The sequence below is a fragment of the Ornithinibacillus salinisoli genome, assembly GCF_042684965.1.
Lineage (GTDB): Bacteria > Bacillota > Bacilli > Bacillales > Amphibacillaceae > Ornithinibacillus > Ornithinibacillus salinisoli.
Genome location: NZ_JBHUMI010000015.1, coordinates 76,786 through 89,681 on the forward strand (window position 1 = coordinate 76,786; position 12,896 = coordinate 89,681).

A 12,896-nucleotide genomic window follows, 5' to 3' on the forward strand; every position below is an offset into this window, starting at 1 on the left:
TTATTCGAGGTGCGATTTTCTATTATAGAGATTATTTGCGATCTCCGCCTAATAAATCAAATAATCCTCCAGCTACACTGCCTTCTCCCTTGGAACCACCGCGTTCTGGGGCAGCTGCGAATACTCTGCTAGCTAATCTACTAAATGGAAGAGATTGAATCCAAACTGTACCAGGACCACGTAGAGTGGCAAAAAATAGACCTTCTCCCCCAAATAATGCTGTTTTCACACCGCCGACAAATTCAATGTTATAATCAATATCTCCAGTCATTGCAACGAGGCAACCAGTATCAACACGCAAGGTTTCTCCAACACCTAGTTCCCTTTTATGTATTGTGCCACCTGCATGAACAAAAGCCATGCCGTCTCCTTCTAGCTTCTGCATAATAAATCCTTCCCCACCAAAAAAGCCAGTGCCAATTTTTCGTTGGAATTCGATACCAACGGCAACGCCTTTAGCGGCAGCTAAGAATGCATCCTTTTGACAAATTAGCTTTCCATTAATCTCACTTAAGTCCATCGGAATAATTTTACCGGGATATGGAGAAGCAAATGAAACATGTTTTTTCCCAGTTCCTTCATTAGTAAATGTAGTCATAAATAAACTCTCACCTGTAAGAACGCGTTTCCCTGCACCTAGGAGCTTGCCCATAAGACCGCCACCTTGATTAGACCCATCCCCAAATATTGTTTCCATACGTATGTGATCATCCATCATCATCAGACTGCCTGCTTCAGCGATAACTGTTTCTTGCGGGTCGAGCTCCACTTCGACAAATTGCATGTCATCGCCGTATAGCTTGTAGTCTATTTCATGATTATTCATTTTTATCAATCCTCTCCATTGATTTTTGTAAGTATTACGATAAAGGTTCCATAAAGATTCAACTTTATGACAATACTTACAAATAATTATACGATTTTTTCCATAAACTAATACAGTATACAAAAGTATACACTTTTAAGTTAGGAGGAAATGAAATGGCACTGAATATTACTCAAAAATTAATTAAAGACCACCTAGTCTCTGGGGAGATGACACCCGGGAGAGAGATTGGGTTGAAAATTGATCAGACGTTAACCCAAGATGCAACAGGTACGTTGGTCATGCTTGAACTGGAAGCAATGGATTTGGACCGGGCGAAAACAGAAGCATCTGCGCAGTATGTGGATCATAACCTGATTCAAGAGGATAGTAAAAATCCAGATGACCACTTATTTTTACATAGTGCTACGAGGAGGTTTGGTCTTTATCACAGTCGGCCTGGTAACGGTGTAAGTCACCCAGTTCACATGCAGAGATTGGCGAAACCAGGTAAAACGCTCCTTGGATCCGATAGTCACACATGTGCAAATGGTTGTATGGGAATGTTGGCAATGGGCGCAGGAGGTATAGACGTTGCCTTGGCAATAGCCGGAGAGCCATTTTATGTAAAAATGCCGAGAGTGTGGGGAATTAAACTCACCGGTGAACTACCAGATTGGGTAAGTGCGAAGGATGTTATTTTTGAGCTTCTTCGACGTCATGACGTAAAAGGCGGAGTAGGAAAAGTAATTGAATACTATGGTCCAGGCTTAAAATCTTTAAGTGCCATGGACCGTCATGTTATTGCTAATATGGGAGCTGAATTAGGTGCGACGGGAACCGTTTTTCCATCGGATAACGAAATAAAACGATTCTTAAGAGAGCAAGGACGTGAGGATGACTGGACGGAATTAGTTGCTGATAAAGATGCAACCTATGACATTAATGAAGAGTTAAATCTGTCTGAAATTGAACCACTAATAGCGAAACCTTCTAGTCCAGGAAATGTAGTTCCGGTAAAAGATGTAGCTGGTACGCCAATATACCAATCGTATGTTGGATCATCAGCAAATCCGGGATTTCGTGATTTTGCTGTAGCTGCTGAAATTGTTAAAGATAAGCATATTGCTGACGGTGTATCATTTGACATTAATCCAACGTCTAGACAAATGCTAACAGATTTGGTGAAGGAAAGTCATATTGCTAGTTTGCTTTCAGCAGGTGGTCGGTTGCATCAAGCAGGGTGTAATGGTTGTATCGGTATGGGGCAAGCACCAGCATCAGGTAAGAACAGTCTTCGAACAACACCAAGAAATTTTCCAGGAAGATCTGGTACGAGAGAAGATAGTGTTTTCCTTTGTAGCCCGGAGACTGCTGCTGCCTCAGCTTTAACCGGAAAGATTACCGATCCAAGAACTCTGGATATGAAATACCCGAGAGTTAAAGATCCGAAGAATCCAACAATAGATGTTAATTTGCTTGATGAGCCATTACCATATGAGGAAGCTAAAAATGTGAAGTTGGAAAAAGGACCAAATATTGCTTCAATCCCTGAGATGGATGAAATGCCTGATAAAATTGAGATTCCAATTTTATTAAAGATGGGTGACAACATCTCTACCGATGAAATTCTTGCTGGAGGAGCACGCGTATTACCTTACCGAAGCAATCTCCCTGAAATTAGTAAATTTACATTTGAAATTATTGATGAAACGTATTATCAAAGAGGGAAAGATACCGTTGATAAAGGTGGTCATGCAGTTGTTGGTGGGTTTAACTATGGGCAAGGGTCAAGTAGAGAACATGCTGCACTTGCTCCTAGATACCTTGGATTACGAGTTGCATTAGTAAAGGATTTTGCACGAATACATTGGCAAAACCTAGTTAATTTTGGAGTATTGCCGCTAACCTTTGTAAATGAAGAGAACTATGACTTGCTGGAGCAAGGAGACGTACTTGAGGCAACTGGATTACGTGAAAAAGTAAAACAAGGAAATGAATTCAATTTAAGTGTTAAAGGTAAAAATCAAGAGATAAAAGTAAGGCATGCACTATCCCCGCGCCAAATTGACATTATGTTAAAAGGTGGAATCATCAATTGGGTGAAGGATAAAAAAATAACATCTTAAGAGAAAGGAGGAGCAATAATGGTTGATGGAAGTAAAAGATGTAAAGCATGTGATGGAACTGGCATACTAGCTGACCAAGAAGGTTGGCAATATAGATGCAGTGTCTGTAACGGTGACGGAATCTATAATCGGGCGGATGCTTCAACTACTGCAAGAGTCATGGAGGTAGATGAGAATAATCGTTTATTAGATTAGATCATGTGATGTAGATGTTTGCTCGATGGCTTATGCCGTGAGCAAACATCGGACAGTTCCAAGCAAACATCGGACAGTTCCGAGCAGACATCGGACAGTTCCAAGCAAACATCGGACAGTTCCGAGCAACAAAACATAAATAAAAAAGGGTGTTCCACATATGAGGGACACCCTTATCTTATTTAGTGTGGCATTTGACCTTGAATCGGGGCAAAGCTATTCATGTAATTTTGCATATCTTGTTGTTTAAGTTGTGGTACTTGGTAATATTGATTTTTGTTTTGATATAAGAAAACTTCATACGCCATCTCGATGAGATTTGGAATACTATCTTGAAATACTCTCCTCATAACTGGATTCGTGGATTCCAATGCAGCCATTGTAAAGGAAGACGCTGAAGATTTTAGACATCCCATCATGAAGCTAGAAATACATTGATCGTTTAATTCATTTACGGATTGTGCAGGTGCTTTCGGTTGTGATGGTTGCATACCATAAATGACATCATTACTTTGTGCCATATTATAAGTTTGTGTCGGCACAGTTGGTTCTTGACCAGTCTTTAAAGTTTCTACCAATGTGTTATATAACTGAGTCAAAAAGGTTTTATGCTGACCTAACATCGTTTTTAATTCTGGATCTTGTACATGTTGATCATAGAGAAGGTATTGTTCCATGCCCCCTATTAATCCACTGATTGCTTCATGTGAATCAAATAATTCATGCCCTCCATGACTTTGCTGGGCTGGCATTTGTGAAGTTCCTTGTAGGTTTTGACTTTGTTGTTGATTGTTCACGTTATAGCCTCCTTAAATTTAGTCATCACTATTTTTTATCTTAAGCAAATAAATTATTCACTATGGTGTAAAAGTAAAACGTTGCTTTCGTTTTTTTAGATATACCCACAAATTTCTTTAGTTGCGAAATATCTCATTGTATAATGAATAAAGTTAAAGCTTGAGATTAAAGGAGAAAGCTATGTCAAATAGAGATGTAAGAGCAAATCAGGACGAAGAAAATATAGAGGTTTGGGAAGATCTTGTACATATTAAGGATTTAATGATAAGTCTGATCATCTGTAGTGTAACGACCCTTGGGGCGTACTTAATTGCTCCCAACGAACCACCAAAACCACTTATTTTTGGATTAATTGGAGCGGTAATTGGATTTATTATTAGTAGTATACTAATTAAACCGAAACGAACTTTTCGTTACGTGAAAGAGGAGGAATAATCCATGGAATTAGATCTTCTATTAATTCTTCAAATGGTTACAGCCTCCTTGATTGGAACAATAGTGTATACACTTATTGGTATTGCGCCAGGAACAGATGAAACTGCTGTACTTGCACCAGTAACTATGGTTTTAGTATTAACAGGTTTTGAACCAATTGTCATATTGACCTTTTTTATATCAGCAATTGTTGCCAAAAAATTAACCGATTCGATTCCGGTTGCTATTGCTGGGATACCTGGTGGTGTTATGTCTGCACCGATGGTTGAACATGCGATGGTGCTTAAAAAACACGGAATGCCAGAGATGAGTATTCGAAAAATGGCATCAGGATCAGTGATAGGAACGATTATCGCAGTTCCATTAAGCTTACTGTTAGCTAATTTTATTCTCCCGTTCGGGGACACGCTTTCCCAATATGCAAATCAAGTATTTTTAGGTGGAGCAATTTTTCTAGCGTTAATGACAAAGAATCGCTGGTTCGCACTTTTATCGATTATTCCATTTGCGTTCTTAATTCAAGGGTTACGACACCTTTACTGGGAAATTGGTGTTGTTCCAGAAGATAAGACAGTTTTTACTTCATTTTTTCTTGGAATTACAGTAGGTCCTGTTATTCTTAAATTAGTGGAATTACTTCGTAGAAAAGTAAGAGAAAATCTACCTAAATACGGAATTAAAGAGATTACTTTAACAAAAAGAAAAGTAGAAAAAGGGTTCCCTAATCCATTCAAGATATTAGATAAAAAAGAAGTTGGAACTTCCTCACTCGCTTCCTTGTTTGGTGTATTGACTTTTTTTATGAGTCCCGTAGGAATGACTATTTTTCTTGGGGAAACATTAACAAGTAGGATAAAAGATCCTGTAAAAAGAGCTGCACGTGCAGTATCCAGCATGGATGGGTTAACAAATGCAGCATATATTGCAGGTACACTAATACCACTTATTGCTATTGGGTTACCATTATCACCAACTGCAATCGGTCCCGGTGGTGCCTTGTTTAATGCCCCGCCTGTATTCACACCAGAAAATAATATTCATCATATGCTTACAATGGGGGATTTTGTTGTAGCAACAATAATTGGTTCCGTTGTAGCTATAAGTATTACGTTTTATATTACTATTAAGTATGCACAGCAAATATGTGGCTTTGTGTTTAAATATATTCCACATGAAGCGATGCTGGGGCTGTTTATTGGTCTTGTGTTAATGCTTTCTTATATGGACGCAGGGATTATCAATATTTTTGGTGTCCTACTTGTTGGACTTGTTGCAGGATTTTTGCACCGAAAAGGAGTTAATTATGGTGTTCAATTTATGACTCTATATGCAGCACCATGGCTTGTGTCACTATTTTTCTAAACGATCTACAGAGTGCTAGCGTATAGTTAGTGCTCTTTTTTTGAAACATGGATTAGTTTCTATTCGTATAGGAGTAGAGGTGATGAACGTGAAGAAATGTATACTTTGTATTTTTATTATGATTGTGACTTTATTTGGTTGTAGTAATGATCAAGATGAGGCCGAAATCGATAGTGCGCTAGAGGGAAATTGGACTGGGGAAATTGCTATACCTAGTCAGCCGTTAGCTATACAAATGTATTTTGAGCAAGAGGAGGGTATGACAGGAACTGTAAGTATTCCTGTTCAAGGTGTAAAAAACTTCCCTTTATCTACAGTTGAATTAAAGGATGAAGGTCATTTCGTATTAATCATGGAGATTCAAGATCAATACATAACCTTTGAAGGGGAAGTTAGTGATGATGCGATTTCTGGTACCTTTAAGCAGAATGGCCAGTCATTTCCATTTCAATTGACAAAAGGTGAAAGTACGATAGCAACTGATGAGGAGGGAAAATTTGTACAGATAGAAACTTCGTACGGTACATTATATGGTGAAATGGAAACGCCGGTTGGAGATGGGCCATTCCCTGTTGTAATAATTATTCCGGGATCTGGCCCAACAGATCGCAATGGTAATACTTCAGCTGGTGAAAATAACAGTTTGAAATTGTTAGCAGAAGGACTTGCTGCAGAAGGTATTGCAAGTGTTCGATATGATAAACGAGGTGCTGGTAAAAACCAAATAAGTATCATGCCAGAAGAAGATATGCGTTTTGAACAGTTTGTAGAGGACACAATAGATTGGGTTGAACTACTAGAAAAAGATCCATCTTTTTCTAAGATTGGAATTATAGGACATAGTCAAGGTTCTTTAGTTGGCATGCTAGCAGCTCAGCAAACAGGAGTTAGTCATTTTATCTCGATAGCCGGAGCAGGCCGTCCAATTGATCAAGTATTATATGAACAACTGAAAGATCAATTATCAGCGGATCTTCTACATGAAAGTGAAGAGATAATGAAGGAAATGAAGCAAGGCAAACAGATTACTGAAGTTAGCCCTGAGCTGCAAAGTCTATTCCGACCATCTGTACAGCCATTTACTGCATCATGGATGGAATATGATCGAGCAGAAGAAATTAAGAAATTGGAAATTCCTACGTTGATTATTAATGGAGAGAATGATCTGCAAGTCCCTGTGCAGGATGCTGAACTGCTACATAATGCAAAAGCAGATTCTGATTTATTGCTATATGAATCAATGAATCATGTTTTAAAGGATGCTCCAAGTGATAGAGAAGGTAATCTGGGTACCTACTCTAATCCAGAACTTCCATTGACAGAAGGAGTAATTGAAGGAATTATTAATTTTCTAAAGTAAAAATATGCTATCATGATGATAATGATTTCTAGAGAATAGGGGGAAAATAGATGCAATTGAAAGATCCAATTCAAATAGATGATCGAATCTATTTAATCGACGGTTTTGATTTAGGTGTCGCAGATCGTACAGGTAGTTATGTCATTAATGAAGAAGAACTAACCATTATTGAAACTGGTCCAAGTCCATCGGTTAAGCATATTAAAAGGGCATTAGATATACTAGGATTTTCACTAGATCAAGTAAAGTATATTGTTGTTACACATGTTCATTTAGATCATGCAGGAGGAGCGGGATTATTATTACAACAGTGCCCTAATGCAAAAGTCGTAGTGCACCCGAGAGGAGAGCGGCACCTAATCAACCCGAGAAAGCTGGCTGCAGGAGCAAGAGCAATTTACGGGGATAGTTTTTCAGAGCTATTTGATCCCATAATCCCTGTTCCAGAACATAGATTGTTAGTAAAAGGAGAAGGGGATACACTTTCAATCGGATCAAATTGTACCTTACAGTTTTTAGATACTCCAGGACATGCGAAGCATCACCTCAGTATCTATGATCCAATAAGTAAGGGCATGTTTACTGGAGATACGGTTGGTATAAGGTATGAACACTTGATACGTGAGGGAATCGATCTGTTTCTGCCTTCCACTTCACCGAACCACTTTGACCCGAGTGCCATGCAATCATCAATTAAACGAATGCTTGATCGGAATCTTGACCGCATTTATTATGGGCATTTTGGAATGACGGAAAAAACGACGAAAGCATTAATACAAGTGTCGGAATGGTTGGAAGTATTTGTTGAAGAAGGAGAGCAAGTTGTCGCTGAGGGGAAAGGGTACGACGAACTTTCTAGTAGATTATTAAAACGGGTTAAATCATATTTGCGTGATCATGCTGTAGATGATGAGCATGAGGTGTATATCTTGATTAATTTGGATATGCAAGTTAGTGCGTTAGGTATCATTGATTACTTTCAAAAGCTGAAGCAATAAAAAATAGTGCCAATAGATTGCATAATCTATTGGCACTATTTTTACTTTTGAAAGTTAAGTTCCCATGCAATTCCATTTCTATCCTTTACATTCGCATGTTTTGCTCCCCAAAATGTATCTTGCAATTCCATCTGAATGATTCCTTCTTCTTTTAATGCGTTATATTCTACAAGTTGCTGACTTTAATCTTATTTCGTAATTGAAATGAACTGAATAGTAACCTTCGATTATTTTTCATCTGTTTTCATAAACGTTAACAAGGCAAATAATGCAAAACTTATTAATAAAGTAGTTCCACCAATAATAAAGAATACAGTAGTAAAGGTATTGCCGAAATCAAATGGATTAAGATAATAGAACCACATGCCAGATGTTAGTCCGATAGCACCGATAATGGCTGTCCATACATGGAGAAGAGCTATGATTTTATTTGCAGGTGTAAATAGCTTATAATACACTGCCCAGGCAAATAAGGTTAACCAGCCAACAACAAGAATATGAGCATGAACCGTTTTAAATGCATAACTTCCTGCACCAGCCATGTGTGAGCCTAAAAATGCACCAACTAATGCAAAAATTGCTGAAAAGCGTAATAATGTTTTACTATACGAATGCAATAACTTCCCCTCCTAATGATTTTTGGGTGCTTCCATTTCTAATATAATGGGACAATGATCGCTCCCATAGATTTCGGTATGAGCCTGGGAGTCTATCAAGTAATTTTCTAACCGATTAGACACGATGAAATAATCAATTCGCCAGCCAATATTTCTTTCCCGAACCGTTTTCATATAGGACCACCAAGTATACAGACCTTCTGTTTCAGGATGAAAATGCCGTAAAGTGTCTACAAATCCAGTATTTAATAACCTCGTCATTTTTCCCCGTTCTTCTTTCGTAAAACCGGAATTTCCGTGATTGGTTTTGTAATTCTTTAAATCTATTTCATGATGGGCAACATTCAAATCTCCGCATAAAACAACGGGTTTCATTGCATCTAGTGTCTTTATATGTTCTAAAAAGCGATCCTCCCACTCTAAGCGGATATCTAGACGGGCCAGATCTCGTTGTGAATTAGGTGTATATACATTAACTAAATAAAAGGAATCAAACTCTAATGTTATGATTCTACCTTCTACTTGAGATGAATCATTACCTAATCCATAGTTTACTGATAGTGGTTTCTTCTTTGTGAAAACCGCAGTTCCAGAGTAACCTTTTCGTTCTGCGTAATTCCAGTATTGATAATACCCTTCTACATCTAGTTGAATTTGACCCTCTTGTAGTTTTGTTTCTTGTACACAGAAAATATCTGCATCGATTTTATGGAAATAATCTAAAAATCCTTTTCTTACACATGCTCGAAGTCCATTTACATTCCACGATACGAGTTTCATTGATGGTAATTCTCCTTCTAAGTAAAAGCTACATTTCCTTTTTATTTTAACATATTAATAAAAAGCTTGTTGACACAGAAAGTGTATTAAGCGTATAATACATTTCAGATAGTGTATTAAGCACTTAGTACATATTTTTTTGGTTCTAGTGTATTAATGGATTAATACACAGGCGAATGTGACCTCATCATGAATGATTAGGAGTTGTGGCAATGAAGGTGAATTTTAATAACCGGGATCCTGTGTATATTCAGGTTATTCGACATTTTAAGGAACAAATTGCAACAGGTAGCTTGGAGCCTGGACAAGAGATCCTGTCTCGTCGAGAGCTTGCAAATAAATTGAAGATTAATCCAAACACCGCGCAGCGAGCGTATAAAGAAATGGAGGAACAAGGATTGATTTACACCGAACGGAATTTACCAAGTCGTATTACAAAAGATGAACAGGTATTACATGCAGTTAGGGAAGAGCTTATACTGCAGGCGGTTGATTCTTTTATCACCTCTGTTCGTTCCATTAATGTTCCGTTACATGAAGTCTTAGATTTAGTAAAAGAAAACTATGAGAAACAAGTTGAAGAATAGGAGGGATACCCATGATTGAAGTGAAAGAGATCACGAAAAAATTCGGTCGAAAACCAGTGTTAAAAGGAATTTCCTTTACAGCTCAAAAAGGTGAAATTACTTGCCTAATAGGGATCAATGGTGTAGGTAAGACAACAGTTATGAATGCGATTATGGCATTAACACCTATTAACAGTGGACAAATTCTAATCAACGGAGAAGAAATTCATAAAGGAAGTTATGAAAAAATCACGTTCATACCGGATGCGATTACGATGCTACCACAAATGAGAATCTCAGAAGCCATGCAATTTATGGAGGATTTTTATGATTGTTGGAATCAAGTAAGAGCAGATGAAATGCTAGCTTTTTTCAAGTTGGATCGGAATGAACGAATTGCAAATCTTTCGAAGGGAAATACGGCAAAGGTAAATCTCTTACTAGGCTTGGCAATGGATGTGGATTATGTATTAATGGATGAACCATTTTCGGGGATCGATATTTTTAGCAGAGAACAAATTGCTGAAGTATTTACTAGCCATTTGATTGAGGACCGCGGCGTTATCATAACTACGCATGAAATAAATGATATTGAGCACTTGATTGATAAGGTCATCTTACTAGATGAAGGTGTTGTGATAAAAGAATTCAACACAGAAGAGGTCCGTGAAAAAGAAGGGAAGTCCGTCATTGATGTAATGAGAGAGGTGTATCGGTCGTGAATAGATATTTGAAATTAGTTAACTTCGAATTGAATCGGTTTATGAAGATTTACCTTGTTTTGATAGGCGTTACGATTGTTTCACAAATAATTGGGGTTATTGTTCGGGCTAATCAATACTTAAGCCGGGCCAATGAATTAATTTATGAAGAATTAATGCCAAAGGAAGCTTTTTTAGAACAATATGGTCGAATGTCTTTTGAATTAGTTGTCCAAACATTATGGTTTTCGGGACCTATTGCCCTTTGTATCGCCACGTTGACCATATATGTATTATTTATTTGGTACCGTGATTGGCTGGGTAAGAATACGTTTATTTATCGCTTATTAATGCTTCCAACTGCACGAATAAATGTATATCTAGCAAAAGCAACTACGATCTTACTATTCGTATTAGGTCTAGTTTCTGTTCAACTTATACTGTTTCCAATAGAGAGTAGAATTTTGCAGTTGATTGTACCTATCGATTTTAGACTAGATTTATCTATTCATGAGATAATATCTACTTTTTATCATTTAAATATTCTTTTTCCAAATACGTTTATTGAATTTCTGATTTACTATGGGACTGGGTTCGCAGCTGTATTAGTCTTGTTTACAGCAATATTATTCGAGCGTAGTTTTCGTTGGAAGGGAATATTCTTTGGATTGTTATATGGTGGGGTATCCGTATTGGTATTTCTTTCACCTATACTTATAGAGTCCTTTATTTTACAGGAATTTTTCTATCCAATCGAATTATTTGTCCTTGAGATGATTACAGGTCTTATTGTTATAGCTGGATCAATCTGGGTCAGCGCCTATTTGTTAAAGAAAAGAATAAGAGTGTGATAGGAGGATGAAAATGAAACGGTATTGGAAGTTAATTTCTATTGTATCAGTTATCGTGCTTACAATTAGTACGTTCTATATTCAATCCATTGTAGCATCTAGTAAATATCCAGAGTTTAGTTTTAAGCATATAAGTGGTAGTGAGGAAGAGTTAAAAGATCTTACAATACGGGCAGAGTCAGGTGAGTCAGGGTTATATGAGCGTGTAGATATAACTAACAATGAAACATTCTATCATAGTGAAGCTTCATTCTTAGAATACTTAGCTGGTTCGAACCGCTCTGCAGTAATTAAAAGGTATCAAAAGGATTATCGAAACTTTATGCGAGGAAAGCAGGAAACAATAAATTCATATTACGAGGATTCATCAACTTTAGCTTATGCAGAAATAGATTGGAAGTATCATGATTATGAGCCGACAAAGTTTGTATTTGATATTGACGTATTGAATAAGGACTCCGAGGAAACGACTTCTATTCAATTGAATGTACCAAAAAGTGAAGATTATAACTATCTTGGTGTGGAAGATGTCCAAGTCATTAATGGAAAATTAAAAGTTGTGACGCTAATTCATCCAAATGGTAGCCAAGATAGACTTGATGCAACAGAAATACACGTTTTTTCCTTTGATATAGCTTCAAAAAAACTAGAAGATACAGAAACGTTTCATTCTATACCTCGGGATGATGATGGTAATGGTCAGACAGAACTAGCTCCGTTATACAGTACAGCTGATGTCAATTCGGAAAAATATTTTCTATTGAAAAAAGTGGTCCTAGAGGAGGAAATAGTTGACGAAGAGGAAGGTGCTGCTGACAGTTCTGTCATGGAAACAGAAGAATCTCCAAATGGGATGAGAACTACAAAAGTTACCTTGTATGCATATAACTTTGAAACTGGTGAAACCGAAGAGCTCTCTTTACCTACTGAGCTTCAAGAATTAATCGATAGCGCTAGAATATCTGTTTATGATGGCTCCATTTACTTATTAAATACAACAGAGGAAGGGCTAGAAGTTATTTCTTATCATATTGAAAATGAAGAAATATCCTCTAAACAAACATTTGATCTAGTGACAATAGAAGAATTAGAGCCATTTATTAAAGTTGCAAATGACAAAATGTACATTGTTGCTGCTAATTTTGATGAGAATAATAAAAAAAGGAATACCATTATAATCTCGGATCTAGAATCAGAGGAACTATTATATGAAGGTATACTTGAGAGGACCGACCCGGATTCAGTTCAATCGAACTATAAATTATATATTAATGAAATTGATATTACTAAATAATTGGG

At 37.2% G+C, this 12,896-nt stretch carries 14 protein-coding genes; 10 read left to right on the top strand and 4 right to left on the bottom strand.

The window, feature by feature from the left end; genetic code table 11:
- Window positions 1-31: 31 nt before the first annotated feature.
- Window positions 32-826 (bottom strand): TIGR00266 family protein, encoded by a 795-nt coding sequence (locus ACFSTA_RS10150; RefSeq protein WP_377556557.1) that lies wholly within the window; start codon window positions 824-826, stop codon window positions 32-34.
- Window positions 827-981: 155 nt separating this feature from the next.
- Here ACFSTA_RS10150 and ACFSTA_RS10155 point away from each other — a divergent pair, with 155 nt between their 5' ends.
- A complete protein-coding gene (locus ACFSTA_RS10155) occupies window positions 982-2,934 on the top strand; it encodes an aconitate hydratase (protein WP_377556558.1) in 1,953 nt (650 codons plus the stop codon).
- A gap of 18 nt (window positions 2,935-2,952) precedes the next feature.
- Window positions 2,953-3,129, top strand: coding sequence for a hypothetical protein (locus tag ACFSTA_RS10160; protein ID WP_377556559.1), 177 nt, complete (start codon window positions 2,953-2,955; stop codon window positions 3,127-3,129).
- Window positions 3,130-3,311: 182 nt separating this feature from the next.
- On the opposite strand, the gene ACFSTA_RS10165 is transcribed toward ACFSTA_RS10160, so the two are convergent.
- Complete coding sequence (locus ACFSTA_RS10165; RefSeq protein ID WP_377556560.1) at window positions 3,312-3,926, bottom strand: spore coat protein; 615 nt, start codon at window positions 3,924-3,926, stop codon at window positions 3,312-3,314.
- A gap of 181 nt (window positions 3,927-4,107) precedes the next feature.
- Here ACFSTA_RS10165 and ACFSTA_RS10170 point away from each other — a divergent pair, with 181 nt between their 5' ends.
- The 4 genes from ACFSTA_RS10170 (at window position 4,108) to ACFSTA_RS10185 (ending at window position 8,082) form a co-directional block, all read left to right on the top strand.
- A complete protein-coding gene (locus tag ACFSTA_RS10170) occupies window positions 4,108-4,362 on the top strand; it encodes a hypothetical protein (protein WP_377556561.1) in 255 nt (84 codons plus the stop codon).
- Between the two features lie 3 nt (window positions 4,363-4,365).
- Window positions 4,366-5,724 carry a tripartite tricarboxylate transporter permease gene (locus tag ACFSTA_RS10175; protein ID WP_377556562.1) on the top strand — a complete coding sequence of 453 codons (1,359 nt, stop codon included), beginning with the start codon at window positions 4,366-4,368 and terminating at the stop codon, window positions 5,722-5,724.
- An 82-nt stretch (window positions 5,725-5,806) separates the two neighbouring features.
- Window positions 5,807-7,084 carry an alpha/beta hydrolase family protein gene (locus ACFSTA_RS10180; RefSeq protein ID WP_377556563.1) on the top strand — a complete coding sequence of 426 codons (1,278 nt, stop codon included), beginning with the start codon at window positions 5,807-5,809 and terminating at the stop codon, window positions 7,082-7,084.
- Between the two features lie 50 nt (window positions 7,085-7,134).
- Window positions 7,135-8,082, top strand: coding sequence for an MBL fold metallo-hydrolase (locus ACFSTA_RS10185; RefSeq protein ID WP_377556564.1), 948 nt, complete (start codon window positions 7,135-7,137; stop codon window positions 8,080-8,082).
- 227 nt (window positions 8,083-8,309) lie between these two features.
- On the opposite strand, the gene ACFSTA_RS10190 is transcribed toward ACFSTA_RS10185, so the two are convergent.
- Complete coding sequence (locus tag ACFSTA_RS10190) at window positions 8,310-8,699, bottom strand: hypothetical protein (protein WP_377556566.1); 390 nt, start codon at window positions 8,697-8,699, stop codon at window positions 8,310-8,312.
- A gap of 12 nt (window positions 8,700-8,711) precedes the next feature.
- On the bottom strand, window positions 8,712-9,479 hold the full coding sequence (locus ACFSTA_RS10195) for an exodeoxyribonuclease III (RefSeq protein WP_377556567.1): 768 nt from the start codon (window positions 9,477-9,479) through the stop codon (window positions 8,712-8,714).
- Window positions 9,480-9,691: 212 nt separating this feature from the next.
- Here ACFSTA_RS10195 and ACFSTA_RS10200 point away from each other — a divergent pair, with 212 nt between their 5' ends.
- From ACFSTA_RS10200 to ACFSTA_RS10215, 4 genes are read left to right on the top strand one after another with little or no spacing between them, the layout of a single operon-like run.
- The gene (locus tag ACFSTA_RS10200) at window positions 9,692-10,066 is read left to right on the top strand and encodes a GntR family transcriptional regulator (protein ID WP_377556568.1); all 375 of its coding nucleotides are present in this window, start codon (window positions 9,692-9,694) and stop codon (window positions 10,064-10,066) included.
- Window positions 10,067-10,077: 11 nt separating this feature from the next.
- A complete protein-coding gene (locus ACFSTA_RS10205) occupies window positions 10,078-10,767 on the top strand; it encodes an ABC transporter ATP-binding protein (protein WP_377556569.1) in 690 nt (229 codons plus the stop codon).
- Window positions 10,764-11,597: a hypothetical protein gene (locus tag ACFSTA_RS10210; protein ID WP_377556570.1), complete on the top strand. Its 834-nt coding sequence runs from the start codon at window positions 10,764-10,766 to the stop codon at window positions 11,595-11,597. The genes ACFSTA_RS10205 and ACFSTA_RS10210 overlap by 4 nt, the downstream gene beginning before the upstream one ends.
- A gap of 13 nt (window positions 11,598-11,610) precedes the next feature.
- On the top strand, window positions 11,611-12,891 hold the full coding sequence (locus tag ACFSTA_RS10215; protein WP_377556571.1) for a hypothetical protein: 1,281 nt from the start codon (window positions 11,611-11,613) through the stop codon (window positions 12,889-12,891).
- The last annotated feature ends 5 nt before the right edge of the window (window positions 12,892-12,896 follow it).